Source organism: Streptomyces sp. x-80 (genome assembly GCF_046549095.1).
Classification (GTDB): domain Bacteria; phylum Actinomycetota; class Actinomycetes; order Streptomycetales; family Streptomycetaceae; genus Streptomyces; species Streptomyces celluloflavus.
On the sequence record NZ_JAJPWM010000007.1, the window covers coordinates 174,594 to 200,978 of the forward strand.

Consider the following 26,385-nt stretch of genomic DNA (forward strand, 5'->3'; position numbering starts at 1 on the left):
TACGTCCACTTGGTCGACATGCGTGCGTAACCGGCTATCTGCCAGCAGATCGAAACTGCCGTCCCGTTGAACGGTGCATTCACTACCTGAATACATCACGCGGATCGGCGGGCGGGATGTGGCCGATGTGCTACCGAGTGCCATGAGTCATCACCAAGCGCAACTGCTGAATTGACCAGTCGAACGCGTGGCAGATGGCACCCAGTGCCACCGTTGGAGAGGTGGAGCCCTTCCATAAATGCTCATCTGAGCGCACCCCTTATCAAGGGTGGCGAGAATCACGCGCTCGGGAGACGTTCGATCCCGCCATCCGGACGGTCGTCGCGGCTGCCGGGCGCGGGCGGTGGGCGGTGGCGCGGTCGCCGTGCGCCTGGTCACCGTCGCCGCGCACCTCGGCACCGCCGCCGCCCGCCCCGGCGCCGTCGTCACACCTCGGCGACCCGGTCGAGGAAGGCGTCCACCAGAGTGCGCGCCCGCTCCCGTACGGCGGGCAGATCGGCGCGCAGCTCGGCGACGAGGCGGTCCGGGTCCGCGGCGGCCCCGGCCGGTATCGCGGCACCGGCCTGGTCGAACCAGGTCCGCAGCACCTCGGGCGTCAGCTCCGGATGGAACTGCACGCCAAGTGAGCGGCCGCGGACGAACGCCTGCGAGGCGACCTCGTTACGGGCCAGTTCACGGGCGCCCGGCGGCAGCTGCCAGCGGTCGCCGTGGAACTGGAACCACGGCCCCGGGCCCACCAGCTCCGGCTCGTCGGCCTCGATACGGCTCCAGCCCAGCTCGAAGCGGGGCGCCCGCTCCGTCCGGCCGCCGAGCGCCGTGGCCAGCGCCTGGCCGCCGAAACAGATGCCCAGCACGGGTATGCCGGCCTCGTGCGCGGTGCGCAGCAGCGCCAGTTCCGCGCTCATCCAGCCATTTATCCGGGTCAGCGACCACGGAGCACCGAGGGTCAGAATCAAGCCATAGTTCGTGGGCGGCGGGAACACCACGTCCACGTCCGGTGCCGTGTACCGCTCGGCGGGCACCACGAGCAGCTCGTCGAGCGCGTAGCCCCGCTCGGCCAGCCGCTCGCCGACGTGGCCCGTGGTGGACATGTGGTCATGAACGATGACCAGGGCGCGCACGGCCATCACTCCCCTCCCGGTCACGCGGACCGGGGCCGCCCCCGGCCGCACATGGGTCTGCTGCGCGCCCCGCGGACGCGGCCCTCAGCATCGCCGATCCCGCCCCGGCACGCAGCTGACTTCCGCCGAGGAGGCGTCCGGTGCCCGACCGGGAGAGCGGGGCACCGCCGGCCGTCAGCCGTCCGGCCCGGTCGTCAGCCGCCCGACGTGTCCAGCTCCGCGTCCGCGCTCACGCCCGCGCAGTCGTACGGGTCGTCCAGCCAGCCGTCCGGGAGGACCACCCGGTCACGGCCCGACGTGCGCCCGCGCGGGCCGTCCGCGCCCACCGGCCACGGCTGGTCGAGGTCCAGCTCCGACAGCAGACCGTCCAGCTGGTCGAGCGAGGAGGTGATGGCGAGGTTCCGGCGCATCTCGGAACCGATCGAGAAGCCCTTGGTGTACCAGGCGACGTGCTTACGGAAGTCGATCACGCCGCGCGCCTCGTCCCCCAGCCACTCCCCCAGCAGCGTCGCGTGCCGCAGCATCACGGCCGCGACCTCCTTGAACGTCGGCTGCGCGGCGGTGCCGGTGCCCTCGAAGGCGGCCACCAGGTCGCCGAAGAGCCACGGCCGGCCCAGGCAGCCGCGCCCCACGACCACGCCGTCGCAGCCGGTCTCGCGCATCATCCGCACCGCGTCGTCGGCCGACCAGATGTCGCCGTTGCCGAGCACCGGGAGCTCCGGGACATGCTCCTTCAGCCGGGCGATGGCGTCCCAGTCGGCGGTGCCGCTGTAGTGCTGGGCCGCCGTCCGCCCGTGCAGCGCGATGGCGCTCACGCCTTCCTCGGCCGCGATCCGGCCCGCGTCGAGATAGGTGAGGTGGCCGTCGTCGATGCCCTTGCGCATCTTCATCGTGACCGGCAGCGCGCCCGCGTTCGCCACCGCCTCGCGCAGGATCGCGCGCAGCAGGTTCCGCTTGTACGGCAGCGCGGAGCCGCCGCCCTTACGGGTCACCTTGGGGACCGGGCAGCCGAAGTTCAGGTCGATGTGATCGGCCAGGTCCTCGTCCGCGATCATGCGGACGGCCTTGCCGACGGTGTCCGGATCGACGCCGTACAGCTGGATCGAGCGCGGTTTCTCGGTCGCGTCGAAGTGGATCAGCTGCATGGTCTTCTCGTTCCGCTCGACCAGCGCCCGCGTCGTGATCATCTCGCTGACGAACAGGCCCTTGCCGCCACTGAACTCCCGGCAGAGCGTCCGGAACGGGGCGTTGGTGATCCCGGCCATCGGCGCGAGCACCACGGGGGGCTGCACCGTGTGCGGACCGATCTGGAGCAGAGTCATGGGAGGCGGATTCCTTCGACGGGCGGATGAGCGGACGGGGGCGGCGGGCCGGCCGGGGCCGGGCGGCGCGGCGGGGGCGGAGCCCCGGGGCGTACGACCGGCCCGACCCCCCATTGTCCCGCACGGCACGACCGGATCCGCCGGGGCCCGTGTTCCCGGATCGTTGTAGCGTTCATCCATGCCTGAGCTCAGCCGCCGACGGCGTCTGCTCGTGCTGGCGATCTGCTGCATGAGCCTGCTGATCGTCAGCCTCGACAACACCGTCCTCAATGTCGCCCTGCCGTCGATCCAGAAGGAACTGCACGCCTCGGTCTCCGGCCTGCAATGGACGATCGACGCCTACACGCTGGTCCTGGCGTCGCTGCTGATGCTGTCCGGCTCGACCGCCGACCGGCTCGGCCGGCGCCGGGTCTTCATGGTCGGACTGATCGTCTTCTCGCTCGGCTCGCTGCTGTGCAGCCTCGCGCCCAGCCTGGAGTGGCTGGTGATCTTCCGGATGATGCAGGCGGTCGGCGGCTCGATGCTCAACCCCGTCGCGATGTCGATCATCACCAACACCTTCACCGATCCCCGCGCGCGGGCCCGCGCCATCGGGGTGTGGGGCGGGGTGGTCGGCATCAGCATGGCGGCCGGGCCGATCGTCGGCGGGCTGCTGGTGCAGACCGTCGGCTGGCGGTCGATCTTCTGGATCAACGTCCCGATCGGCGCCCTCGCGCTCTTCCTGACGCTGCGCTACGTCCCGGAGTCGCGCGCCCCCAGGCCGCGCCGCGTCGACCCGGTCGGGCAGCTGCTGGTCATAGGGCTGCTGGGCACGGTGACGTACGCGATCATCGAGGCTCCGGACGCCGGCCTGGACTCGCCCGTGATCATCACCGTCGCACTGCTCGCGGCGGCCTGTCTGGCCTGCCTGATCCGGTACGAGCACCGGCGCACGGAACCCCTGATCGATCTGCGCTTCTTCCACAGCGTGCCGTTCAGCGGCGCCACCGTCGTCGCGATCGCCGCCTTCGCCTCGCTCGGCGGCTTCCTCTTCATGAACACCCTCTACCTGCAAAACATCCGCGGGCTGTCCGCCCTGGACGCCGGGCTCTACATGATCCCCATGGCCGGTATGACGCTGGTCTTCGCGCCGGTCTCCGGGCGGCTGGTCGCCGGTGGCGGTCCGCGGCTGCCGCTGGTGCTCGCGGGGGTCACGATGGGGATCAGCGGGGTGCTCTTCGCCGTGTTCGACGCCCAGCAGACCAACGCCCTGCTGTTCACCGGCTATGTCCTGTTCGGCATCGGCTTCGGCCTGGTCAACACGCCGATCACGAACACCGCGGTGTCGGGGATGCCCCGCGCCCAGGCCGGGGTGGCCGCCGCCGTCGCCTCCACCAGCCGGCAGGTCGGGCAGTCCCTGGGCGTCGCGGTGATCGGCGCGGTGCTGGCGAGCGGGATGGGCGCCGCCGCGACCGGCAACGACTTCCTCAGGGCCGGCCGCCCCGCCTGGTGGATCATCACCGGCTGCGGCGGGCTCATCCTGCTGCTCGGCGTCCTGACCACCGGCCGCTGGGCCCGCGCCACGGCCCACCGCACGGCGGACCTGTTCGACGAGGAGCCGCCACGCGGCCATACGCCGCAGAACGTGCGGTCCTGAGCGACGTACGGTCCTGAGCGCTGCGGAGAGCGGGCGGACCTGAGCGCCGCCGGGGCCATGCGGTTCCGGGCCCGTACGGTTCTCGGCGCTTACGGGACGGCGCGGCCGTGAGCACGGCGCGGCGTACCCGTCACACCCCGGCGAGTGGCCGCTCCCCCTGCCGGGTCCGCGCCGGCTGCTCCGGTCCGGCCGCGTCCAGCTCGGCCAGCCGCACCAGCCGCTGCCGGGACTCCTCGTCCGCCGGGGTGTAGGAGAGCAGCCTGGGGCCGGGGTTGGGGCCCGTCCAGAAGTTGGTGGCGACGAGCTGGAGGGTGCCCACCTGCGCATTGCGGAAGATCTTGGTCTTGCTCACCGACCGGACGACCTCGTGCCGTGCCCAGATCTCCCGGAACTCCGGCGACGCCTCCGTCAGCCGCGCGACCAGCGCCTTCCAGGCGGGCTCCGCGACATGCTCGGCCATCGACGCCCGGAACTTGGCGGCCATCACCCGCACCGTGGCGTCCCGGTCGACCAGGCTCGCCCGCCACCCGGGGTGGGTGAACGCCAGCCACAGGCAGTTGCGGTCCTCCTCGGGCAGCGCGTCGAGATCGCAGAGCAGCCGCCCGTACGGCCGGTTGTAGGCGAGGATGTCGAACCGGCCGTTCTGTACGGCCGCGGGGAACGGAGACAGCTGGTCCAGCACCTGCCGCATCGCGCGCGGCACGCCGGTGCACTCGGTGTCCGGCAGCGGATCGGCCACCCCGGCCAGCACGAAGAGGTGGTTGCGCTCGGCGCGGTCCATCAGCAGCGCACGGGCGACCGCATCCAGGACCTGCGGCGATACCTGGATGTCGCGTGCCTGCTCGATCCACGTGTACCAGGTGACACCGACCGCCGCGAGATGCGCGACCTCCTCGCGGCGCAGCCCGGGGGTGCGCCGACGGCCGCCGCGCACCAGCCCGACCTGCTCGGGCGTGATCCGCTCCCGTCGGCTGCGCAGGAAGGCGGCGAGTTCGGCCCGCCGGACGGCGGCGTCGGCGGCAGCGGCGTCGCGCGGACCGGTACGCGGGGCAGCGGTGCGCGGAGCCTCGGCAGGCCGGGCGTCGGTACCTGGCGCTCCGGCGGGCGGGGCCTCGGTACGCGGTGCGTGGCCCGGGGGCCGGTCCGCGTCCGGCGCCTGCGTCATCGTTGCGTCCACGGTCATGCGCTCCAGGATGCCAAAGGCCCCATCCGGTTGCCAGGTAGCGCGGGTACCAGGATAAGGAGACCCTGGTACCCCTCTGCGCGGCGGACGATCGTCGTCCCCGTGAGCGACAACCGCATTCCGACCCTCTCCCCGACCGCAGTGGCCACACGAGGCACACCTACCGCGCCGACCGCGCCGGTCACGCCTGCCCCCGCCCGTTCTGCCGCCGCCGTCCTGACCCCGCTCGGCCTGCTGACCGTCCTGCTCGGCGCGGCGCTACCCATGATCGACTTCTTTATCGTCAATGTGGCGCTGCCGACCATCGGCCGCGATCTGCACGCGGGCGCCGCCACGCTGGAGATGGTGGTGGCGGGTTACGGCGTCGCGTACGCCATGCTGCTCGTCCTCGGCGGCCGGCTCGGTGACATGATCGGGCGCCGCCGCCTGTTCCTGTGGGGCCTGGCCGCCTTCGGTATCACCTCGCTCGCCTGCGGGCTGGCGCCGGACGCCTGGACGCTGGTGGCCGCCCGGGTGACCCAGGGCGCCGCGGCCGCGCTGCTGCTGCCGCAGGTGCTGGCCACCATCCAGGCCACGACCAGCGGCCGGCGCCGCGCGAAGGCGGTGAGCCTGTACGGCGGCACAGCCGGTGTCTCCAGCGCCCTCGGCCAGGTACTCGGCGGGCTGCTGGTCTCGGCCGACCTGGCGGGCACCGGCTGGCGCGCGGTCTTCCTGGTGAACGTCCCGATCGCCGCCGCGGCCTGGCTGCTGGCCGCCCGTACGGTCCCCGAGACCCGCTCCCCGCACCCCACGCGGGTGGACGGCCCCGGCACCGTGCTGCTCGCCGCCGCGCTGATCACCCTGCTGCTGCCGCTGACCGAGGGCCGGGCGGCCGGCTGGCCGCTGTGGTCCTGGCTGCTGATCGCCGCCTTCCCGTTCGCGGCGGCCGCGTTCGCCGTCGTCGAGCGGCGGGCCGAACGCGCGGGCCGGACGCCGCTGCTCCCGCCGTCCCTGCTGCGCATCCCGTCCGTGCACAGCGGTCTGTCCGTGATCGTGCCGTTCTCGGTGGGCTTCGGCGGCTTCATGTTCGTGGTGGCCGTCGCCCTGCAAACCGGCCTCCACTACGGCCCGTTCTCCGCCGGGCTGGCGCTGCTGCCGCTCTGCCTGACGTTCTTCCTCGCCTCGCTGGCCGGTCCGCGACTGGTGCAGCGCTTCGGGCGGCGGGTGGTGACGGCCGGTTCGCTGATCCAGGCGGCCGGGCTGGCCGCCCTGGCACTGACCGTCCACGCGGGCTGGCCCGGTGTGTCGGTGGCCGGTCTCGCGCCGGGCATGGCGGTACTGGGCCTGGGCCAGGGCATGGTGCTGCCGGTGCTGCTGCGCATCGTGCTCAGCGAGTTGCCGGTGGCGCAGGCCGGGGTGGGCGGCGGCGTCATGGTCACCACCCAGCAGTCCGGCCTCGCCCTCGGTGTGGCCACCCTCGGCACCCTCTTCCTCTCCCTCCTGCCGACCCTGGGCATCCGCGACGCGCTGCTCGCGGCCCTGCTGACGCAACTGGCACTGGTCCTGGGCACCACGGCGCTCACCTTCCGTCTGCCGCGCACCTTGCGCTGACGGGGAGCAGGGGGACGAGAGCGGAGGGACGGGAGCGGGTCGAGTCGGGTCGGGTCGGTCCCGCCGGTCGAGACATGACGACTGACTGACGACTGACAGATATTGAAATCTGTCAGTCGTCATGCCATGCTGAGTGCACGCCACCACGCGCTCTCTTTTCTTCCTTCTTTCCTTGAGGAGCACCCCGTGCAGACCCGCACCCTCGGCACCACCGGCCCGCAGACCTCCGCCCTCGGTCTCGGCTGCATGGGCATGTCCGCCCTGTACGGCGACACCGACCGCACCGAATCCATCGCCACCATCCACGCCGCCCTCGAAGCGGGCGTCACCCTCCTCGACACCGGCGACTTCTACGGCATGGGCCATAACGAGCTCCTGATCAGCGAGGCCCTGCGCGGCGTCCCCGCCGCCACCCGCGAAAAGGCCCTGACCAGCGTCAAGTTCGGCGCGCTGCGCACCGTCGAAGGCGCCTTCTCCGGCTATGACGGCCGCCCCGAAGCCGTCAAGAACTTCGCCGCGTACTCGCTCCAGCGCCTGGGCACCGACCACATCGACATCTACCGCATCGCCCGTCTCGACCCGGCGGTGCCGATCGAGGAGACGGTCGGCGCCATCGCCGAGCTGGTCGAGGCCGGCCATGTCCGGCACATCGGCCTCTCCGAGGTCGGCGCCGACTCGCTGCGCCGGGCGGCCGCCGTCGCCCCGATCTCCGACCTCCAGATCGAGTACTCCCTCATCTCCCGCGGTATCGAGGACGAGATCCTGCCCACCGCCCGCGAGCTGGGCATCGGCATCACCGCGTACGGCGTCCTCGCCCGCGGCCTGATCAGCGGCCACTGGCAGCGCGGCCGCGCACTCACCGCGAACGACTTCCGCGGGATGTCCCCGCGCTTCCAGGGCGAGAACCTCGACCGCAACCTCGACCTGGTGGACGCGCTGCGCAAGATCGCCGAGCAGAAGGGCGTCTCGGTCGCCCAGACCTCCATCGCCTGGGTGCTCTCCCGCGGCGAGGACATCGTCCCGCTGGTCGGCGCCCGCCGCCGCGACCGCCTGGCCGAGGCGCTCGGCGCCGTGGAGATCACGCTGGACGCCGACGACCTGGCCGCGATCGAGCGCGCGGTACCGGCCGGTGCCGCCGCCGGCGACCGCTATCCGGCCGAGCAGATGGCCCACCTGGACAGCGAGCGCTGACCCCCGGGACGCGCGCCGGGCCCGCCGGGTACGGTCCCTACGTACCTGGCGTACGCCCGCCCGGGTGTCCCGCCCGGGTGTCCCGCCCGGCGCCCCGCCCGCTCCTCCCCGAAAGGCCGGCCCGTCCCATGCCCCCCGAGACCCTGACCCCCGAGCGCATCCTCGAAGCCACCGAGGAGGTGCTGCGCCGCTACGGCCCGGCCAAGGCCACGGTCGTCGATGTGGCGCGCGCCCTGGGCGTCAGCCACGGCAGCGTCTACCGCCACTTCCGCACGAAGGCGGCGCTGCGGGAGGCGGTCACGGAGCGGTGGCTGGACCGTACGAGCGAGCAGCTGAAGACCATCGTCGCGGAGGACGGCCCGGCCCCGGACCGCCTGGACCGCTGGCTCACCGCCCTCTTCGAGGCCAAGCGCCACAAGGCGGGCGACGACCCCGAGCTGTTCGCCACGTACATGACCCTGATCGGCGAGAGCGGCGGCGTGGTGGACCGGCACATCTCCGATCTGGAGGCCCAGCTCACCATCCTCATCGAGGCCGGTGTCACCCAGGGCGCCTTCACCGCCCCCTCCCCCGCCACCACGGCCCGAGCCGTCTTCGACGCCACCGGCCGTTTCCACGACCCGGGGTACGCCCCCGAATGGTCCCGTCCCGGGATCACCGCCGACTTCGACGCCGTCCGCGACCTGGTGCTCCGCGGCCTGCACGCCTGACGACCCCGCCCGCCACCGCCGCCCACCGTTCACGACCACCGTCACAGCCGCCACCGGCCACCCGCCACCGCCACGGCCGGACCGCGCCGTACCGGACCGCGGGGCCACTGTGCCGCCCGGCCGCCGGGCGGCGCGGTCTCAGGTTCCGACGCCCAGGAAGTGGAGCACCGCCAGCACCCGCCGGTGGTCGGCGCCGGCCTTCGGCAGGTCCAGCTTGGCGAGGATGTTGTTGATGTGTTTGGCCACCGCGCTCTCGCTGACGACCAGTTGTGCGGCGATGCCCGCGTTGGACCGGCCCTCCGCCATGAGGGCCAGGACCTCCCGCTCGCGTCCGGTCAGCCGCTCCAGCGGGTCGCTCGCCCGCCGTACCAGCAACTGCGCGACCACCTGCGGGTCCAGCGCCGTACCGCCGGCCGCGACCCGCCGCAGCGCCTCGATGAACTCCTCGACGTCCGCGACCCGTTGTTTGAGCAGGTAGCCCACGCCGCCGGTGTTCGCCGCCAGCAGATCGGCCGCGTACCGCTCCTCGACGTACTGGGACAGCAGCAGCACCGCCGTCCCCGGCCACTCCCGCCGGATCGCCAGCGCCGCCCGCACCCCCTCGTCCGTGAAGCCGGGCGGCATCCGGACGTCCACCACCGCGATGTCCGGCCGGTGCTCCGCGACCGCCGCCAACAGCCCCTGCGCGTCCCCTGCCTCGGCCGTCACCTCGAAGCCGGCCATCTCCACGACCTTGACCAGCCCGATCCGCAGCAGCACGGAGTCCTCCGCGATCACGGCACGTCTCATCTCGGGCACGGCAGCTCCACGCTCATCATCGTCGGGCCCCCCACAGGGCTGCTCATCCGGAACGTCCCGTCCACCGACCGGACCCGCTGGACGAGGCCCCGCAGACCGGTCCCCCTGGCCGGATCGGCGCCGCCCATTCCGTCGTCGGCGATCACCACCCGCAGTATGCCGCCCAGCCGGGTGACCGTCACATCGGCCCGGGTCGCCTCCCGCGCGTGCTTGGCGACATTCGTCAGCGCCTCCGAGACGACGAAGTACGCGACCCCCTCGACGGCCGGCCCGGCCCGCTCCGGCAGATCGACCCGGAGCCGTACGGGCAGCGGCGCGCGGGCCGCGAGCCCCGACAGCGCCGCGTCCAGCCCGAGTTCGTCCAGGACCGCCGGGTGCAGGCCGCGCACGAGGCTGTTCAGCTCCTCGATCGCCTCCTTCGCCTCGCGGTGCGCCGCCTCGATGGCCTCCCGGGCCGCCGGCGGCAGATCGGTGAGGGTGGCCTTGGCCAGCCCCAGGTTCAGCGCGAGGGAGACCAGCCGCTGCTGCGCGCCGTCGTGCAGATCACGCTCGATACGGCGGCGTTCCGCGTCCGCCGCGTCCACCGCACCGGCCCGGCTCTCGGTGAGGTCCTCGACCCGCTGCGCCAGTTCGTCGGCCCAGCTGACGCCGAGCACGGCCCGGCCGACGAGGTTCTCCAGCCGTACCAGCCCGGCGGCCAGCGCGGGCACCGTGGCCAGTCCCAACAGCCCCAGCACACTGGTGAACGCGGCCTGGGCCCAGTAGCCGGGATGCTCGACCCGCCACTTCCACGGGACCGCCCAGGCCCAGGCCAGTGCCAGCGCCGCCACCAGCGCCACCACCAGCAGCGCGAGCAGCAGGAGTCCGAGGATCCCGAGCAGCGGGCCGACCAGCCAGTTGTAGGCGAACTGCCGCTTCTTCTCGGTGAACCGCAGCCGCGGCAGATCCACCCCGCACAGCGCCCGGAACCGCCACCGCTGCGCCTCGGTCAGCCCGTACCCGGCGACGGCCAGCAGCGCCAGCGGGGCGACCAGCAGCACCGGGGCGTTGGACGAGGTACCCGCCAGGGTCTCGGCCAGCAGGACCCCCGCCCAGGCGAACAACAGTGATGAGACGAGGTGCAGCGGCACTCCGGCGGCGATGAAGAGGATGTCGCGCCGCAGCCGGGCGAGGGCGCGGCGCAGCCGGGGTGGAATGGTCATGATCAAACGATAGGCGGCGGTGCGCCGGGGCCACCATGAAGCCAGTGTCCACACCGGGGGTGTATCCAGTGCCACCCCAAGTCGGACAACCGCGTTACCGACTTCTGCGGCCCGGATCGGAAGGGTGGTGATGAGCCCGAAAGCCGGGTTCACCGCAGCCGGAAGAGACCCACTCCATGAGCCTCATCGCCCTCACCTCGCCTTGTTCCAGCCGCAGTTACTCCTCGGCCGGTGCCGCACGCCGGTGGCAGGGGCGGCTTCTGATGGGTGCCGGACTGGCCCTGCTGCCGTGGCTGGGCTACCTCGCCGCGACCCTCCCGCCCCGGGAGGCGGTGGCCTGGGTGGCCCTGGACGCGGCGGAGGCGGTCTGTCTGCTGACCGCCGGCACCCGCCTCGTACGCGCCGATCCCCGTCACCGCGCGCCGGCCACCGCGGCGGCCCTCCTCCTGGTCGCCGACGCCTGCGCCGATGTGGCGCTGGCGGCCCCGGGCCAGGAACTGGCCGGTGCGCTCGCCATGGCCCTCGCCGCCGAACTCCCCCTGGCCGCCCTGTGCGGAACACTCGCCGCGCGGACGGCCTCGCGGCTCTCCGGCTGACGCGGCCAGGCTTTCCCGGCCCCGTACACACCACAAGCGCCGGCCGGGCCCGATGATCCGGGCCCGGCCGGCGCTTGTCGTCATACCGGGGGGCGCCTCGCGTGAGCTGTCCGCCGCGCCGCGCGGGGAACCGGTGCCCCTCCCGGCACTAGCAGCCGAGCAGCCGCGAGCCCAGGTACGTCTGGATCTGGTCCAGGCTGACGCGCTCCTGCTTCATCGTGTCGCGCTCGCGCACCGTGACGGCGTTGTCGTCGAGGGTGTCGAAGTCGACCGTGACGCAGAACGGGGTACCGATCTCGTCCTGGCGGCGGTAGCGGCGGCCGATGGCGCCCGCGTCGTCGAACTCGATGTTCCAGTTCTTGCGCAGGTCCGTCGCCAGGCCCTTCGCCTTCGGCGACAGCTGCGGGTTGCGGGAGAGCGGCAGCACCGCGACCTTGACCGGCGCCAGGCGCGGGTCGAGCCGCATGACCACGCGCTTCTCCATCTTGCCCTTGGCGTTGGGCGCCTCGTCCTCGATGTACGCGTCGAGCATGAAGGCGAGCATCGCGCGGTTCACACCGGCCGCCGGCTCGATGACGTACGGAGTCCAGCGCTCGCCGGCCTCCTGGTCGAAGTAGGAGAGGTCCTGGCCGGACGCCTTGGCGTGCGCGGACAGGTCGTAGTCCGTGCGGTTGGCCACGCCCTCCAGCTCGGAGAACTCGGTGCCGCCGAAGTTGAAGCGGTACTCGATGTCAGCGGTGCGCTTGGAGTAGTGCGAGAGCTTCTCGGCGGGGTGGTCGTACCAGCGGATGTTCTCCTCGCGGATGCCGAGGTCGAGGTACCAGTTCCACCTCTGCTCCATCCAGTACTCCTGCCACTGCTCGTCCTCGCCCGGCTTGACGAAGAACTCCATCTCCATCTGCTCGAACTCACGGGTCCGGAAGATGAAGTTGCCCGGAGTGATCTCGTTCCGGAAGGACTTGCCCATCTGCGCGATGCCGAACGGCGGCTTCTTGCGCGAGGTCTGCTGCACCTGGGCGAAGTTGGTGAAGATGCCCTGCGCCGTCTCGGGGCGCAGGTAGGCGACCGAGGCGGTGTCCTGGGACGGGCCGAGGTGGGTGGAGAGCAGGCCGGAGAACTGCTTGGGCTCGGTGAAGCCGCCCTTGTTGCCGCAGTGCGGGCAGTTGAGGTCGGCGAGGCCGTTCGCCGGCAGCTTGCCGTGCTTGGCCTCGTACGCCTCTTCCAGGTGGTCCGCGCGGAAGCGCTTGTGGCAGGAGGTGCACTCGGTGAGCGGGTCGGTGAAGGTGGCGACATGGCCGGATGCCTGCCACACCTCGGGGGCCAGGATCACCGACGAATCGAGACCGACGACGTCGTCGCGCGAGGTGACCATGGAGCGCCACCACTGGCGCTTGAGGTTCTCCTTGAGCTCCACGCCGAGGGGACCGTAATCCCAGGCGGCGCGGGAGCCGCCGTAGATCTCACTACAGGGGAATACGAAGCCACGGCGCTTGCTCAGGCTGACGATGGTATCGATCTTGTCGGCGGCCACGGTGCTCTCTTCATTACGACGACGAACAGCGAATGGCCCAGGGTACCGGCGGCCGTACCCCCGGGATCAAATCGGTTCCGCGCCCGCTCGCCGCCGGGCCCGCGGCCGGCCCGCATCCATATGCTTAGTTGACAATCGTTTCCATCTTTGTTGAAAATGACTGTCATGAACGTACGCCGTCGCATATCCACCGCAGCCCTCGCCGGAGCCTCGATGCTCGGCCTGCTGGCCCTCTCCGCCTGCTCCACCCCCGAGGCCAACGGAAGCGGGGGCGGCACCGGGAGTGGCGGCAAGCTGAAGGTGACGGCGTCCTTCTATCCCATGGAGTTCCTCGCCGAGCAGATCGGCGGATCGCATGTCGAGGTGTCCGACCTCACCAAGCCGGGCGTCGAACCGCATGACCTGGACCTCACCCCGAAGCAGATCGCCCAGCTCGGCGAGTCCGACGCGATCGTCTACCTCAAGGGGCTCCAGCCCGCCGTGGACAGCGCCGTCAAGCAGTCCGGGGTGAAGAACGTCGCCGACGCCGCCGCCCTGACCACGCTCGAAGAGCACGGCACCGAGGTCGACGGCCACCACCACACGACCGGCGACAACCACTCGCACTCCGAGTCCGAGGCCGGCAAGGACCCGCACATCTGGCTCGACCCGGTGAAGTACGCCGAGGTCGCCAAGGGCGTGAACGCCACCCTCGCCAAGGCCGCCCCGGACCACAAGGCCGACTTCCAGAAGAACACCGATGCCCTGGTCAAGAAGCTGGACGGCCTGAACACGGCCTTCAAGGACGGTCTGAAGAACCGGACCTCCGACACCTTCGTCACCACCCACGCGGCCTTCGGGTACCTCGCCGAGCGCTACGGCCTCACCGAGGAGGCCATCAGCGGTATCGACCCCGAGTCCGAGCCCAGCGCCAACCGCGTCAAGGAACTGCACGACCTCGCCAAGGAGCACCACGTCTCCACGATCTTCTTCGAGACGATCGCCAACCCGGCCACCGCGAAGGCCCTGGCCGGCGACCTCAACCTCAAGACCGATGTCCTCGACCCGCTCGAAGGCATCACGGACAAGTCCCGCGGCAAGGACTACTTCGGCGTGATGCAGGCCAACCTCGCCGCCCTCCAGAAGGCGCTCGGCGCCAAGTGAGCCGGCGCCCGCGGACACCCCATATGACGGAGGTCACCATGGATGAGCCGGTCGTCGACCTGCGCGGCGCCACCGCCTCGCTGGGCTCCCGCCCGGTACTGCGCGGGGTCGATCTCACCGTGCACCGCGGCGAGGTCGTCGCCCTGCTCGGCGCCAACGGCTCCGGCAAGTCCACCGCCGTCCGGTCGGTGATCGGCCAGGTCCCGCTCACCGGCGGCGCGCTGTCGCTGTTCGGCACGGAGTTCCGGCGCTTCCGGGACTGGGCCAGGATCGGCTACGTCCCGCAGCGCACCACCGCGGCCGGCGGCGTCCCCGCCACCGTCCGCGAGGTCGTCTCGTCCGGCCGGCTGGCCCGTACGAAGCTCGGGGTCCTGCGCAAGGCCGACCGCGCCGCCGTGCACCGCGCGCTGGAGCTGGTCGGGATGGCCGACCGCGCCCGGGACTCCGTCAACGCGCTCTCCGGCGGCCAGCACCAGCGGGTGCTGATAGCCCGCGCGCTGGCCGGCGAACCGGAACTGCTGATCATGGACGAGCCGATGGCCGGCGTCGACCTGACCAGCCAGGAAGTGCTGGCGAGCGCGGTGCGCGAACAGGTCGGCAGCGGGGCCACCGTGCTGCTGGTGCTGCACGAGCTGGGCCCGCTGGAGCCCCTCATCGACCGCGCGGTGGTGCTGCGGGACGGCTGCGTCGTCCACGACGGCCCGCCGCCCGAGGCCGTCGGCCAGCACGCGCTGCCCGGCCACGACCATGTCCACCCGCACGCCGACGCGGCCGCGGAACCGATGCGTACAGGACTGCTGACCTGATGGACATCCTGAACTATGCCTTCATGCAGCGGGCCCTGCTCGCCGCCCTGATCGTCGGCGTCACCGCCCCGGCCATCGGCATCTACCTCGTCCAGCGCCGGCAGGCGCTGATGGGCGACGGCATCGGCCATGTCGCGCTCACCGGTGTCGGCCTCGGCTTCCTGCTGAACTTCAGCCCGGTCTGGGTCGCCACCGCCGTCGCCATCGCGGGCTCGCTCGCCATGGAGCTGATCCGCTGGTACGGCAAGACCCGCGGCGACCTCGCGCTGGCGATGCTGTTCTACGGCGGCATGGCGGGCGGTGTGATGCTGATGAACCTCTCCGACGCCGGGTCCAACGCCAACCTCAGCACCTATCTCTTCGGCTCGATCAGCACCGTCTCGGCGCAGGACATGACGATGATCTATGTGCTGGCCGCCCTGGTGCTGCTGATCACCATCGGCCTGCGCCGCCAGCTGTTCGCGGTCTGCCAGGACGAGGAGTTCGCCCGCGTCACCGGCCTGCCGGTCCGGCTGCTGAATCTGCTGATCGCGATCACCGCCGCGGTCACCGTCACGGTCGCCATGCGGGTGGTCGGCCTGCTGCTGGTCAGCGCCCTGATGGTGATCCCGGTCGCGACCGCCCAGCAGATCAGCCGCAGCTTCGCGGTGACCTTCGTCGTGTCCATCGCGGTCGGCGTCGCGGTCACCCTCACCGGCACCGCCACCTCGTACTACGTGGACGTGCCGTCCGGCGCGACCATCGTGCTCTTCGCGATCGCCCTGTTCGTCCTCTCCACCGTGCTCGCCGCGCCGCTCGCGAGAAGGCGCGCCAGGGCCGCCGCGGGCACTACGGGCACCGCGAAAGGGTGCACTCTGGAAGTACCGGGCAGCCGCACCCCGGCCGACGACGTGAGCGTGTGACCGTGCGGGCGCGGCGCTCCGCGGCGGACCCGGGCGCGGGCCCGGCCCCGGACACGGAGATAGATGTACCGGTAAGCGTCCCACCCGGTTTCCGGCCATCACCTGGCACAATGGCCGAACGCCCGTCCAGGGGGAAGAAGTCCTGAGGTCTTAGGGAGGCAACGGTGGCGACGAGCGCGGGATCTCCGGTACGCGGCCGGTCGACGCGGCAGCGGACCGCCGTTTCGGCCGCCCTCGACGAGGTCGACGAGTTCCGCAGTGCCCAGGAACTCCACGACATGCTCAAGCACCGGGGCGACTCGGTCGGGCTGACCACCGTCTACCGGACGTTGCAGTCCCTCGCCGACGCGGGCGAGGTCGATGTGCTGCGCACCAGCGACGGCGAGGCGGTCTACCGCCGGTGCAGCTCCGGCGATCACCACCACCATCTGGTGTGCCGGGCCTGCGGCAAGGCCGTCGAGGTCGAGGGCCCCGCGGTCGAGAAGTGGGCCGACCAGATCGCCGCCGAGCACGGCTTCAAGGACGTCGCGCACACCATCGAGATCTTCGGCACCTGCGGCGACTGCGCGGAGTCGGCCGCCGGGGCCTGACCCGGCCCGGCGGCTGCCCGGCGGCCCCGCGCACCGCGGGCTGCCGGATCGCCCGGCCCGGGTCGCCCGTCCACGTTCCACAGCGCCGACAGCGGCACCTGCCACAGCGCGGTCCGGTCGGTGAGCACCCTGCTGGCCTGTCGGCCTGTCGGCCTGCGCGAGGACGCCCGCGCCGCCCAGGACCACGGGCCGCGCCGGCCCCCGGCAGCGAAGGGACCGGTGAGCCGGCCGCCGCCCGGCTGAACACGTGAGCACCGGTCCGGCACCGGCCGGGCGGGATACCGCGTGCCCGACGCCGCCGGTCGCGCCTCCTGCCCGGGGTGCCCATACGTTCCGTCTCCGGGCCCGTCTCCGGCCCCGGCCGTTCACCGGCCCGGGGCGCCCCGGTCGGCCCGGCGGCACCGAGACCGGCACCGGCACCGAGCCCCCTCCCCCCTACAGCGCCCGGGACGGGACCCTCCGGCGCACCGAACCGGCCGGCCACCGCTCCCGTGCCCGCGCTCCCCACCCACTTCGTGTGTCGTACGCCTACGGACGTACCCGGCTGTCGTACGTGTGCCGTATGCGCGCGTCGTATGCGCACGGCGTACGCGTCATGGCACACGCGTATCCCGCCCTACGCATCACGCCTGACGCATCGCGGCGGACGGCTGTCGGGGGCCGGCTAGTTCCGCGTGTGCTCGGCATCCGGAGCCGCGCCGAACCTGCGGTCCCGCTTGGCGTATTCGAGGCAGGCGTCCCAGAGATTCCGCCGGTCGAAATCCGGCCACAGAATGTCCTGGAAAACCATCTCGGCGTAGGCGCTCTGCCAGATCAGGTAATTCGACGTGCGCTGCTCACCGGACGGCCGGACGAAGAGATCCACATCCGGCATGTCCGGGTAGTACAGGTATTTCGCGACGGTCTTCTCACTGACCTTCGACGGGTCCAGCTTTCCGGCCCGTACATCCGCCGCAATCGCCGCCGCCGCGTCCGCGATCTCCGCACGCCCGCCGTAATTGACGCAGAAGTACAGCGTCATCGCGTCGTTGTCCTTGGTCTGCTCCTGCGCGACCTGAAGTTCCTGCACCACGGACTTCCACAGCTTGGGCATCCGGCCGACCCAGCGGATCCGGATTCCCAGTGCATCCATCTCGTCCCGCCGGCGCCGGATGACATCGCGGTTGAAGTTCATCAGGAAACGCACCTCGTCGGGCGAGCGCTTCCAGTTCTCGGTCGAGAAGGCGTACAGCGAGAGATTCTTCACGCCCATCTCGATGCAGCCCTTGAGGACGTCCAGGACGACGCCCTCGCCGACCTTGTGGCCCTCGGTGCGCGGCAGCCCGCGCTCCTTGGCCCACCGGCCGTTGCCGTCCATGACGATCGCCACATGGCCCGGGACCAGCTCACCGGGAATCTTCGGCGGGCGCGCACCGGAAGGGTGCGGCTCGGGCGCCTCGTACTCCCGTCGGTTGCGGCCCAGAATCCCGCGTCGTGCCATCCGCCCACGTCTCCCAATGTCTCTGTCTCGGCCGAGCCGATTGTCCACAGCTATTTCTCTACGTACCGGAGGGAGCGCAGGCCCCGCTCCAGATGCCAGTGCAGATACGCCGCGACGAGCCCGCTGCCCTCCCGGACATGCCGCGCCGCGCAGGCGTCCGCCGCCGCCCAGTCCCCGGTGAGCAGCGCCCCCAGGAGCCCGATGGCTTCAGAGGAGGGTACGACGCTTCCGGGCACCCGGCAGTCACCGCAGACGACGCCGCCGGACGCCACCGAGAAGAACCGGTTGGGGCCGGGCAGCCCGCACTTCGCACAGCTGTCGAAACTCGGCGCATAGCCGTTCACGGCGAGCGAGCGCAGCAGGAACGCGTCCAGCACCAGATGCGGTGCGTGCTCACCGCGGGCGAGCGTCCGCAGCCCGCCGACCAGCAGCAGATACTGCTGTACGGCGGGCTCGCCCTCGTGATCGGTGAACCGCTCGGCGGTCTCCAGCATCGCGGTGCCCGCGGTGTAGCGCGCGTAGTCCGTGACGATCCCGCTGCCGTACGCCGCGATCGTCTCGCTCTGCGTGCACAGCGGCAGCCCGCGCCCGACCAGCTCGGCGCCGCGCGCGAAGAACTGCACGTCGACGTGGGAGAACGGCTCCAGCCGCGCCCCGAACTTCGATTTCGTCCGGCGCACCCCGCGGGCCACGGCACGGACCCGCCCGCGGTTCCGGGTGAGCAGCGTGATGATCCGGTCCGCCTCACCCAGCTTCTGGGTGCGCAGCACGATGCCGTCGTCGCGGAACAGACTCATGCGGTCCATTCTTCCGTATGCCCGCGGGCGGGATGCCCGCAGGCCGACGCACCGCCCGCCCGCGCAGGGACCGCCCCGCAATTTCCCCGCCGCGCCCGTCACTTCCCTGATCCGCCGCCGCGGTCCATTCCTTGCCGCCCGCACGTTCCACGCGGGCATTCATCCCCCGTGCGGGTTTTCACCGTTCGTATGCGGAGCGTGACACTGTGGAAGTGATCCGGCGGCGGAATCCGGCGCCGTAATTACCCGACGGACAAAGGGATGGGCCACTGCCCGGCACCGCGCGACAGGCCGTCCGAAAGGCGGCCGCGGCGATCAGAATGGCCGGAGCGTACGCCTCCATGGCCGGAACGACGGCGTTGACGCCATACCCGGACGCGCCACCAACTGCCTGTGTGGCGGACGCATTTTCGGGGCGCCGGGCGGCCGCTCCGACGCTGGCGAAGCGGGCCCGGGAAGCCTACGATCCGCTCAGGACCGCCGCACAGTCGCCGGCGGCGGCCCTGAGCCCTGATCACCTCGGCGGCGGAGGACCACAGGCGATGCGCGCGTACGACCCGAGCACACCCCCGGCACTCCCGGCCGGTGACCGGTCGGTGTGCATAGCCGTTGTCAACGGCGTCTCCTGTCAGGCTCCCTGACCTCCGCTCACTCGGCTCGCGGCCCCGCCACCCGCTCCGGGAGGCGGGGCCGCTTCGCACTTTCGCCCCTCACTCGACGTGCCGCCCCGGTAGCATCCCGTGACATTCGTCGGCATGACACCGTGCCGGCCGGTCGGCTGCTCCCCCCTCACCCCCCACGAGGATCTCTATGACACCCATACCGCTAGGGCTGTTGTGGTGCCTGAGCGCTGGTACGGCCGCCGCCCTGATCCTGGCGGCGTCCTTGGTCCGCGTCCGCAGGCAGCGCGCCGGGCTGCGCGCGCGGCTCACCGTGTGCGAAGAGCAGAACACCGTCTCGCTCCACAGCAACACCGAGCTGACGGCCCGGCTGCGGGCGACCGAGGCCGAGATCCGGCACCTGGCCGGGGCCCGGCTGCCCGACCTGGCGATGGCGCTCGCCCATCCGCACGTCCCCGTACGCGGGCTGCTGGACGCGCGGTTCGCCGGCTCGGAGACGGATCACGCGCTGACCGCCGTGCTGGAGCAGGTCAGTGTGGCCGTCGCCAAGGAGCGGCGGCGGGTGGACGCGGCGGCGCAGTCCACGTTGCGGGGCGCGACCACCACCATCCAGGCGCTGCTGTACCAGCTCCAGACGGCGCTCCAGGACATGCAGCACCGCTACGACGACCCGAACGTGGCCCATGACCTGCTGGCCGCGGACTTCCTCAACGAGCAGGCGCTGCGCCGCATCCAGGCCACCGGCGTGGTGTGCGGCGGCTGGCCGGGGCTGACCCGCGAGGACTCCTACCTCGCCGAGCTGGTCGTCGGCGCCGCCTCACGGCTGCGCGGCTATGAGCGCGTACAGGTCAGCAACCAGCTGCGCGACCCGGTGGCCGTCGTCGCCCGCGCCGTCGAGCCGGTCGCCATCTCGGTCGCCGAACTGCTCGCCAACGGACTGCACCACTCGCACCACGAACTGCCGGTCACCGTCACCCTCCAGCAGGGCAACCGCGGCGTCTCGGTCATCATCGACGACTACGGCGTGGGCATGCACGGCGACGAGCTCAAGCTCGCGAAGCGGCTGCTGTCCGGCGACGAGGATGTGCTGCTCACCGAGCTCGGCGACCCGCCGCGCTCCGGCTTCGCCGCGACCGGTCAGCTGGTGCGGCAGTACGGCTTCGGGGTGCATGTCGAGCCGTCCCCGTACGGCGGGGTGCGGGCCATCGTCTACATCCCGGGCGACCCCCTCCTGACCGTCCTCGACGAGAGCCGAAAACCTATGTCCGTGATGGCTCCGCTGCCGCGCCGTTCCTCCGGTACGCAGGACCGGTCGTCCACGGCGCTGCCGACCCGCCCCACAACGCCCGCTCAGGAGGCGGCACCGGCCGCGGAGACCGTGCACGGCACCTCGCCGCCCCCCGCGGTGGCCGCCGCCCCGGTGGAGCAGGCCGACACGCCCGACCGCGCCGGACTCCCGCGCCGGCGGCGCCGCGAGCCCACGGCGGAGTTCGAGCAGCGCCCCCCGCACACCGCGCAGGTTCCCCCGCGCTCCCCGGAGGAGTCCGCCTCACGCTGGGCCGCGCTCCAGCAAGGCACCGAATCCGGGCGGGCCGCGGCCCATTCAGATCCCCCTCGCAGCACCGAAGGGAACCCCCTCTCATGAACAGCACCACTCGCCGCCGTGTCACCGAGGACAAGTCCTGGGTGCTGACCCCCCTCCTGGACCTGCCGCACGTCCACCACGCGGCCGTCATCTCCGGCGACGGCTTCATCGAGGGCTCCTCGCCCGGTCTGAAGCGGGAATCCGCCGAGGGGGTCGCCGCCATGATGTCCGCGCTCCAGGGCGCCGGCCGCGCGGTCACGGCGGCGTTCTCCGGTCTGCCGGACGCCACCCTGCGGCAGACCGTCATCGAGTCCGAGGAGGGCTGGGTCTTCGCGATCCCCGCGGGCGAGAACACCTGCCTCGCCGTCTTCGCCGGGCCGGAGGTGAATATGGGCGTCGTCGCGCACCACATGCAGATCCAGGTGACGACGCTGGGCACCAAGGTCATGAACAGCCCGGCCCGGGACCTCGGTAACCCGGCATGACCCCGCGCCAGGGCAACAGGCGCCTCGTACCGGCCTATTTGGCGACCGGCGGACGCGCCCGACCCAGCCGCAACACGTTCGACCGGCTCTCCCTGCTCCAGCACGCGGGGATGCCGGTCACCAGCGATGTACGCCCGGAAGAGCACCGCATCCTGGAGCTGTTGCGGCCCGGGGCACTGTCTCTGGCCGAGGTCGCAGCCCACCTCCATCTGCCCGTCAGTGTGGTGAATGTGCTGGTGGCCGACCTGGTCGACGCCGGCCTCCTGCACGCCCGTGTCCCCATTCCCGAAGCCGAGCAACTCGACCGGCACATCCTGGAGAGGGTTCTCGATGGACTCCGCTCTCTCAAGTCCTAATACCCGTACGCCTTTTGACGCCGGCCGCCCGCTTCCCGACACCGGTTCACCGCCCGGCTCCGGCGCGCATCCCGACACCCACGCCATCTATCTCTCCGGCACCGACCAGACGCTGGTCAAGCTCCTGGTCGCAGGGCCGTTCGGGGTCGGCAAGACCACCCTCATCCGGGCCCTGTCGGAGACCCCGCCGCTGCACACCGAGGAGGTCATGACGCAGAGCGGGGCGTTCGTCGACGATCTCGCCGGCGTCCGGGAGAAGACCACGACCACCGTCGCCATGGACTTCGGCCGCCTCACGCTCCCCGGGGACCTGGTGCTGTATCTGTTCGGCACCCCGGGGCAGAAGCGGTTCCGGCCCCTGTGGCACGACATCGCCTGCGGTGCGCTGGGGGCCCTGGTCCTCGCGGACACCCGCCGGCTGGCGGACTCCTTCGAGGTGATGGACATCATCGAGGAGGCCGGGCTGCGGTACGCCGTCGCGGTCAACACCTTCCCCGACGCGCCGCAGTACAACGTCGGCATGCTCCGCGACGCCCTCGATCTGCACGCCGAGACGCCGCTGGTGCTGTGCGACGCCCGCGACCGGGGCCAGTCCGTCGACGCCCTGATCGCGCTCGTCGGCCATGTCCTGGCCCATACGCCCCAGGAGACGCCGTGACCTTTCCGCAGCAGCCGGAGGGCACACCCCCGCCGGGCTGCCCGGCGCACGGCGCCCGCCGACACCTACGCCCCCACCGACGCGTATCCCCCCGCCGACGCCTATACCACCACCGACGGCTACCCCCCTGCCGACGCCTACACCGCCGCCGACGCCTATGCCCCGCTGAAGCTCTACGGCCCGGACTTCGCCGCCGATCCGCACCGCTTCTACCAGCATCTGCGCCAGTACGGCGCGCTCGCACCGGTCGAGATCGCACCGGGGGTGACCGCGATACTGGTGACCGACTACCGGGCGGCGCTCGACCTGTTGCACGACGACAGCACCTGGACGAAGGACTCCCGGGCCTGGATGCGGACCGTCCCGGCCGACTCCCCGATCCTGCCGATGCTGGGCTGGCGGCCGAACGTCTTCTTCAGCGAGGGCGAGGCGCACGACCGCTACCGCGAGGTCATCACCGACAGCTTCGACCTCGTCGAACCGCATGAACTCCGCGCCCGCGTCCGGCTCGCCGCGGACTCGCTGATCCGCCGCTTCGGCTCGGTCGGCGAAGTCGATCTGATCGCCGACTACGCCCGGCTGCTGCCGCTCCTGATGTTCAACGGCCTCTTCGGGCTGCCCGATTCCTACAGCGAACGGTTCATCAGCGCACTCAGCGGGGTGCTGGAGGGCAACTCCCCCCAGGAGGCCGCCGCGGCCAACGCCGCGTACGAGAAGTACATCGTGGAGCTGGTCGGCGCGAAGCGGGCGCAGCGCGGGCCGGATCTGACCTCGTGGTTCATGGACCACCCCCATGGACTGACCGACGAGGAAGTGATCAACCAGATCATCCTGACGCTGGGCGCGGGCAACGAACCGCTCACCAACCTCATCGGCAACGCGCTCTCCCGCATGCTCTCCGACGACCGCTACTACAGCACCCTGTCGGGCGGCGCGCTGACCGCGCAGGACGCGATCAGCGAAGTGCTGTGGAACGACCCGCCGCTGACGAACTACTCCGCGCACTTCGCCCGCCGCGATGTCTTCTTCCACGGCACCTGGGTACGCGCGGGCCAGTTGGTGATGGTGTCGTACGCCGCCGCCAACACCCAGTTCGGCACGCCGACGCTGGAGCGGGCCCGGTCGGGCAGCGGTTCGCATCTGTCGTGGGCGGCGGGCCCGCACGGCTGCCCCGTACGGCGGCACGCGCTGCTGATCGCCACCACCGCGATCGAGCGGCTCACCGCCTGGCTCTCCGACATCGAACTCGCCGTCGGCCACGCCGAGCTGGTGTGGCGCAACGGCGCCTTCCACCGGGCCCTGGCGGCCCTGCCGGCCCGGTTCACCCCCATCACTCCCGACCAGGCAGGAGCCACGCCATGGGACAGCGGTCCGTCGTCATCGATCCGGTCGGACACGATATCCACGGAGAGGCGGCCCGCCTCCGCGCGCTAGGCCCGGTGGTGCGGGTGGAGCTTCCCGGCGGGGTGACGGCCTGGTCGGTCACCAGCCACGCCCTGCTCAAGGAGCTGCTGACCGACCCCCGCGTCTCGAAGAACCCGCGCGAGCACTGGCCGGCCTGGCGGCGGGGTGAGGTCCGCGACAGCTGGCTCCAGTCCTGGATCGGCGTGAACAACATGTTCACCGCGTACGGCGCCGACCACCGCAGGCTGCGCAAGCTGATCGCGCCGGCGTTCACGGCGCGCCGTACGGACGCCATGCTGCCCCGCGTCGCGCGCATCACCTCCGCACTCCTCGACGGTCTCGCCGCCCGCCCCGCGGACGCGCCGGTGGACCTCCGCGCGTCCTTCGCCCATCCGCTGCCCATGCAGGTGATCTGTGAACTGTTCGGCATCCCGGAGGGCGCTGCGCGCGATGCGCTGGCGCGTCTCATGGGGGCGGTCATGGACACCACCGTCACCCCCGAGGAGGCCGCCGCCACCGGTGCGGCCCTGCACCAGGTCCTGACCTCCCTGGTCGCCCTCAAGCGCGCGGAGCCCGCCGACGATCTGACGAGTCTGCTGGTCGCGGCGCGGGACGACGAGGGGCGGCGGATGACCGAACAGGAGCTGCTGGACACCCTGATGCTCGTCATCGGCGCCGGCCACGAGACCACCGTCAACCTCATCGGCAACGCGGTACACGCCCTGCTCACCCACCCCGGCCAGCTCGATCTGGTCCGGTCGGGCCGGTCGTCCTGGGACGACGTCATCGAGGAGACGCTGCGCTGGGCACCGAGCATCGCAAGTCTCCCCCTCCGCTTCGCCGTCGAGGACATCGCCGTCCCGGACGGTCCCACCATCCGCAGGGGCGAGGCCATCCTCCCCTCGTACGCGGGCGCCGGCCGCGATCCCGAGCAGTACGGCGACACCGCCGCCCGGTACGACATCCGGCGCACCGGTCAGGAACACCTCGCCTTCGGCCACGGCGTCCACCACTGCCTCGGTGCCCCGCTGGCCCGGATGGAGGCCCGGACCGCTCTGCCGGCCCTCTTCGCCCGCTTCCCCGGCATCCGGCTCGCCGTCCCCGCCGGGGAGTTGGAGCCCGCGGGCGGATTCATCGCGGGCGGTCTGCGCACCCTGCCCGTACGGCTGGACCGCGCCTGACTCACGCGGGGTGACGGGCGGCGACAGGGTGTTCCCGCGCTGTTCGCCGCCCCGTTCCGCGCCCGTTCCCGTCCACATGCGGCCGTGCCCGGACCGTCTTACGGTGCTCTGAGGGGGAAGCCCGACGGCGCTCGAAAGGCGGTGCCCCATGGCGGGAAAGTTCGAGATGTACACGGACAAGGCAGGTAAGTACCGCTACCGGCTGAAGGCCGGGAACGGCGAGATCATCGCGGTCGGCGAGGCATACAACTCGAAGGCGTCGTGCGAAGCCGGTATCGACTCGGTGAAGCGCAACGCCCCGACGGCACAGATCAAGGAAGTCCCGGAGATGAAGCACAAGTCCCCGCACTGAACTGCGGGGGAACGGGGTTCCGGGCAGCGATCCGCACGTGGCAGTGGTCCGCACATGCCGGCGGAGGGCGGGCCGCGGGCGGCGACGCCCGGCGGTCCGTGCCCTCAGGACGGTGTGCGGGCCGCCGCCAGCAGCCGGGCGGTGTCCGCCGGGCGGAGCATCAGGGCCGCGCCGACGGTGGCCAGGACCTCGCGTTCGGCGGGGGTGTAGGAGCCGTCGGCGAGGGCGATACGGGCAGCTTGGAGGAGGAGGGATTCGCGGCCGGCCGGGGCCAGGTGCGGGGCAAGGGGTTCGAGGGACTCGTGGAGCTCTATGGCCAGGGCGGTGCCACAGGGGTCGAGGCCGTTGTGGCCGGCGTAGCCGCCGGTGACCACGTCATAGGTGGTGGTGAGGCGGCCGGTGTCGGCGGCGAGCGCGGCGAGGAGGGTGAGCAGCTGGTCCTCGGAGCAGTCCGCGAAGCCGGCCGCGCGGACCGTACGGACCGCGGTGTCGCGCACCGCGCGGGAGGACGTACCGCCGGCGGCCAGCACCGCGAGGGTGACGGTGTGGACGGCGTCCCGCAGCATCGCGGAGAAGCGGACGGTGGTGGGGTGGTCCAGGGCGTCCAGGCCGAAGTGGCCGTGGCAGGCGGAGCATTCCAGGACCGGGCCCGCGGTGCCGCGGGAGAGCAGGGGGACGCCGAGGACGGTGAGCCGGCGACGGCCGGTCCGGCGGAGGTAGTTGCGGTCGCCGCCGCAGTCGGGGCAGAAGAACTCGCCGTCGGCGACGGTACGCCAGGACGTGCGCACGCCCATCACACACATCTTGTGCATCACGTCAGCCCTCCGTAACACCGCGGCTCCGTCGCCGCATTGACGTGATGTTAGCCACATCGCCGAGGCGGCGTCAGCACCTCGTACCGGACAACTGGCCGGATGGCGAGGAGCCCCACCCCTGGGGAGGGAGGACGGCGGGGCCCGTTGACGCGCCGCGGCGGGCGGGCCCCGGGAGCCGTCGGTGCGGCGCCGGCGGCGGACGAGGGGGACGAGGGCGCCGCCCGCGACGACCGTCTGCGTGGCCGCACCGGTCCCCGCCGGAGCGCCGTCACTGCCGGTGGTGGCCAGGTCACCATGGGGATTCCCGGGTGCGGCGGCCGGGGACGGCACC

Annotated in this window: 25 protein-coding genes; 16 read left to right on the forward strand and 9 right to left on the reverse strand. The window is 71.9% G+C overall.

The genetic code is table 11. The features are described 5' to 3' along the window. Positions 1 to 425: 425 nt before the first annotated feature. Positions 426 to 1,127 (reverse strand): type 1 glutamine amidotransferase, encoded by a 702-nt coding sequence (locus ACLJWH_RS16055; RefSeq protein ID WP_411142384.1) that lies wholly within the window; start codon positions 1,125 to 1,127, stop codon positions 426 to 428. A 188-nt stretch (positions 1,128 to 1,315) separates the two neighbouring features. Next, on the reverse strand, positions 1,316 to 2,443 hold the full coding sequence (gene dusB, locus ACLJWH_RS16060; RefSeq protein ID WP_411142385.1) for a tRNA dihydrouridine synthase DusB: 1,128 nt from the start codon (positions 2,441 to 2,443) through the stop codon (positions 1,316 to 1,318). A 178-nt stretch (positions 2,444 to 2,621) separates the two neighbouring features. Here dusB and ACLJWH_RS16065 point away from each other — a divergent pair, with 178 nt between their 5' ends. Next, positions 2,622 to 4,079: an MFS transporter gene (locus ACLJWH_RS16065; RefSeq protein ID WP_411142386.1), complete on the forward strand. Its 1,458-nt coding sequence runs from the start codon at positions 2,622 to 2,624 to the stop codon at positions 4,077 to 4,079. 130 nt (positions 4,080 to 4,209) lie between these two features. Here ACLJWH_RS16065 and ACLJWH_RS16070 read toward each other — a convergent pair whose 3' ends face one another. Continuing rightward, positions 4,210 to 5,262, reverse strand: a complete 1,053-nt coding sequence (locus ACLJWH_RS16070; RefSeq protein WP_411142387.1) for a helix-turn-helix transcriptional regulator — start codon at positions 5,260 to 5,262, stop codon at positions 4,210 to 4,212. A 141-nt stretch (positions 5,263 to 5,403) separates the two neighbouring features. Here ACLJWH_RS16070 and ACLJWH_RS16075 point away from each other — a divergent pair, with 141 nt between their 5' ends. The 3 genes from ACLJWH_RS16075 to ACLJWH_RS16085 all read left to right on the forward strand — a co-directional run bounded on the left by ACLJWH_RS16075 (position 5,404) and on the right by ACLJWH_RS16085 (position 8,753). Further along, positions 5,404 to 6,852, forward strand: coding sequence for an MFS transporter (locus ACLJWH_RS16075; protein ID WP_411142599.1), 1,449 nt, complete (start codon positions 5,404 to 5,406; stop codon positions 6,850 to 6,852). 186 nt (positions 6,853 to 7,038) lie between these two features. Beyond that, positions 7,039 to 8,043 carry an aldo/keto reductase gene (locus ACLJWH_RS16080; protein ID WP_411142388.1) on the forward strand — a complete coding sequence of 335 codons (1,005 nt, stop codon included), beginning with the start codon at positions 7,039 to 7,041 and terminating at the stop codon, positions 8,041 to 8,043. 128 nt (positions 8,044 to 8,171) lie between these two features. Beyond that, positions 8,172 to 8,753: a TetR family transcriptional regulator gene (locus ACLJWH_RS16085; protein ID WP_411142389.1), complete on the forward strand. Its 582-nt coding sequence runs from the start codon at positions 8,172 to 8,174 to the stop codon at positions 8,751 to 8,753. A 138-nt stretch (positions 8,754 to 8,891) separates the two neighbouring features. On the opposite strand, the gene ACLJWH_RS16090 is transcribed toward ACLJWH_RS16085, so the two are convergent. Next, on the reverse strand, positions 8,892 to 9,542 hold the full coding sequence (locus ACLJWH_RS16090; RefSeq protein ID WP_411142390.1) for a response regulator: 651 nt from the start codon (positions 9,540 to 9,542) through the stop codon (positions 8,892 to 8,894). Further along, positions 9,539 to 10,753, reverse strand: coding sequence for a sensor histidine kinase (locus ACLJWH_RS16095; protein ID WP_411142391.1), 1,215 nt, complete (start codon positions 10,751 to 10,753; stop codon positions 9,539 to 9,541). The genes ACLJWH_RS16090 and ACLJWH_RS16095 overlap by 4 nt, the downstream gene beginning before the upstream one ends. 176 nt (positions 10,754 to 10,929) lie before the next feature. On the opposite strand from ACLJWH_RS16095, the gene ACLJWH_RS16100 reads away from it, so the two are divergent. Beyond that, a complete protein-coding gene (locus ACLJWH_RS16100; protein ID WP_411142392.1) occupies positions 10,930 to 11,349 on the forward strand; it encodes a hypothetical protein in 420 nt (139 codons plus the stop codon). 148 nt (positions 11,350 to 11,497) lie between these two features. On the opposite strand, the gene ACLJWH_RS16105 is transcribed toward ACLJWH_RS16100, so the two are convergent. Beyond that, complete coding sequence (locus ACLJWH_RS16105) at positions 11,498 to 12,880, reverse strand: glycine--tRNA ligase (protein ID WP_411142394.1); 1,383 nt, start codon at positions 12,878 to 12,880, stop codon at positions 11,498 to 11,500. 165 nt (positions 12,881 to 13,045) lie between these two features. Between ACLJWH_RS16105 and ACLJWH_RS16110 the strand changes: the two genes are divergently transcribed. The 4 genes from ACLJWH_RS16110 (at position 13,046) to ACLJWH_RS16125 (ending at position 16,321) form a co-directional block, all read left to right on the forward strand. Beyond that, positions 13,046 to 14,023: a metal ABC transporter substrate-binding protein gene (locus ACLJWH_RS16110; RefSeq protein ID WP_411142395.1), complete on the forward strand. Its 978-nt coding sequence runs from the start codon at positions 13,046 to 13,048 to the stop codon at positions 14,021 to 14,023. Between the two features lie 38 nt (positions 14,024 to 14,061). Next, positions 14,062 to 14,829, forward strand: coding sequence for a metal ABC transporter ATP-binding protein (locus ACLJWH_RS16115; protein WP_411142396.1), 768 nt, complete (start codon positions 14,062 to 14,064; stop codon positions 14,827 to 14,829). Continuing rightward, positions 14,829 to 15,731 (forward strand): metal ABC transporter permease, encoded by a 903-nt coding sequence (locus tag ACLJWH_RS16120; RefSeq protein ID WP_411142397.1) that lies wholly within the window; start codon positions 14,829 to 14,831, stop codon positions 15,729 to 15,731. The genes ACLJWH_RS16115 and ACLJWH_RS16120 overlap by 1 nt, the downstream gene beginning before the upstream one ends. Before the next feature lie 164 nt (positions 15,732 to 15,895). Further along, complete coding sequence (locus ACLJWH_RS16125; protein ID WP_411142398.1) at positions 15,896 to 16,321, forward strand: Fur family transcriptional regulator; 426 nt, start codon at positions 15,896 to 15,898, stop codon at positions 16,319 to 16,321. A 664-nt stretch (positions 16,322 to 16,985) separates the two neighbouring features. Here the strand turns inward: ACLJWH_RS16125 and ACLJWH_RS16130 are convergent. Then, entirely contained in the window at positions 16,986 to 17,801 is an 816-nt protein-coding gene (locus ACLJWH_RS16130; RefSeq protein ID WP_411142399.1) for an isoprenyl transferase, read from the reverse strand. Positions 17,802 to 17,851: 50 nt separating this feature from the next. Next, positions 17,852 to 18,598 (reverse strand): DNA repair protein RecO, encoded by a 747-nt coding sequence (gene recO, locus ACLJWH_RS16135; RefSeq protein WP_411142400.1) that lies wholly within the window; start codon positions 18,596 to 18,598, stop codon positions 17,852 to 17,854. A gap of 810 nt (positions 18,599 to 19,408) precedes the next feature. Between recO and ACLJWH_RS16140 the strand changes: the two genes are divergently transcribed. The 7 genes from ACLJWH_RS16140 to ACLJWH_RS16170 all read left to right on the forward strand — a co-directional run bounded on the left by ACLJWH_RS16140 (position 19,409) and on the right by ACLJWH_RS16170 (position 25,239). Next, on the forward strand, positions 19,409 to 20,863 hold the full coding sequence (locus tag ACLJWH_RS16140) for a sensor histidine kinase (protein ID WP_411142401.1): 1,455 nt from the start codon (positions 19,409 to 19,411) through the stop codon (positions 20,861 to 20,863). Then, on the forward strand, positions 20,860 to 21,288 hold the full coding sequence (locus ACLJWH_RS16145; protein WP_052855683.1) for a roadblock/LC7 domain-containing protein: 429 nt from the start codon (positions 20,860 to 20,862) through the stop codon (positions 21,286 to 21,288). The genes ACLJWH_RS16140 and ACLJWH_RS16145 overlap by 4 nt, the downstream gene beginning before the upstream one ends. Next, positions 21,285 to 21,644, forward strand: a complete 360-nt coding sequence (locus tag ACLJWH_RS16150; RefSeq protein ID WP_052855684.1) for a DUF742 domain-containing protein — start codon at positions 21,285 to 21,287, stop codon at positions 21,642 to 21,644. Before ACLJWH_RS16145 ends, ACLJWH_RS16150 begins: the two co-directional genes overlap by 4 nt. Before the next feature lie 85 nt (positions 21,645 to 21,729). Further along, positions 21,730 to 22,302 (forward strand): GTP-binding protein, encoded by a 573-nt coding sequence (locus ACLJWH_RS16155; protein WP_052855801.1) that lies wholly within the window; start codon positions 21,730 to 21,732, stop codon positions 22,300 to 22,302. A 165-nt stretch (positions 22,303 to 22,467) separates the two neighbouring features. Beyond that, positions 22,468 to 23,736 carry a cytochrome P450 gene (locus tag ACLJWH_RS16160; protein ID WP_240150894.1) on the forward strand — a complete coding sequence of 423 codons (1,269 nt, stop codon included), beginning with the start codon at positions 22,468 to 22,470 and terminating at the stop codon, positions 23,734 to 23,736. Then, positions 23,661 to 24,887 (forward strand): cytochrome P450 family protein, encoded by a 1,227-nt coding sequence (locus tag ACLJWH_RS16165; protein WP_411142402.1) that lies wholly within the window; start codon positions 23,661 to 23,663, stop codon positions 24,885 to 24,887. The genes ACLJWH_RS16160 and ACLJWH_RS16165 overlap by 76 nt, the downstream gene beginning before the upstream one ends. Before the next feature lie 148 nt (positions 24,888 to 25,035). After that, positions 25,036 to 25,239, forward strand: coding sequence for a YegP family protein (locus ACLJWH_RS16170; RefSeq protein ID WP_052855687.1), 204 nt, complete (start codon positions 25,036 to 25,038; stop codon positions 25,237 to 25,239). A 104-nt stretch (positions 25,240 to 25,343) separates the two neighbouring features. On the opposite strand, the gene ACLJWH_RS16175 is transcribed toward ACLJWH_RS16170, so the two are convergent. Next, the gene (locus ACLJWH_RS16175; RefSeq protein WP_411142600.1) at positions 25,344 to 26,051 is read right to left on the reverse strand and encodes a TerB family tellurite resistance protein; all 708 of its coding nucleotides are present in this window, start codon (positions 26,049 to 26,051) and stop codon (positions 25,344 to 25,346) included. Positions 26,052 to 26,385: the final 334 nt, after the last annotated feature.